This is a genomic window from Neisseria sp. P0021.S006 (assembly GCF_051956895.1).
Genome location: NZ_JBQCWZ010000609.1, coordinates 1 through 805 on the forward strand (window position 1 = coordinate 1; position 805 = coordinate 805).

The window sequence follows — 805 nt, forward strand, 5'->3', positions numbered from 1 at the left end:
GATTGGTATAGCCGTTTAGATAAAGGGAGTCGCTCAATCCCAACGGGCTGCCGATATTCAGGCTGCCGCGAAGTGTCGTGGTATTGGGTTTGCTGCCTTTATTGTCGATGGTGACGCTGCCGCCCCAATGTTTTTGGGCATCGTTGTTGAGTTGGATGGAGGCGGTGCCGTCATCATGCGGATAAACATCGATGCTGACGTTGTTGCCGGCAACATGGTTTGCCTGTTCAATACCTTGGTCGAGGTATTGGATGTTTAGAGGTTTGCCTTGATGATCGGGGAAGAGGGTATCGACGTTGACTGTACGGGAGCCGCCGGTAATCTCACGGATTTTGCCTTCGATGACTGCCAATTTCAGGACGCGTTCAGACGTGGTTTCAAATTTGATTTGCGTATGCGGATAGCCTTGAGCGATATACTCGGCAACGATGTCCCGGTTCAGTTGGTTGATGTTGTTTTGATTGATGCATTTGGGTAACTTGGCTTCAATCTTTTGGGAATCGATAAGGGTAATGCCGGAAAGCTCGATACCGGTGTAATCCAAGCATTCGGTATTGTTTTCAGACGGCACCTCTTGTGCAACCGTGTCGTTATCTTGTTTTTTCTGTAAATCCCATGCCGACTGCTCGCGTTTTTGGATTTCGACCGAATGAATCTGATCGAGGTTGTCGCGGAAGTCTTTGTCGAATTGGTTGGGTACGTTTTTATCGATTTGATCAAGCGGATTCGGCGTATTGGCCGCATAGGCGTTCAGCGCGGAGAGAATCAATACGGGCAGGGGAAGAAGGCGGGATTTATACATGGT

1 protein-coding gene is annotated in these 805 nt (G+C 49.1%); it reads right to left on the reverse strand.

The window, feature by feature from the left end; all coding sequences use genetic code 11:
• A partial coding sequence (locus ACTHUM_RS16010; protein WP_440403422.1) for a POTRA domain-containing protein occupies positions 1-805 on the reverse strand: 805 nt, incomplete at both ends.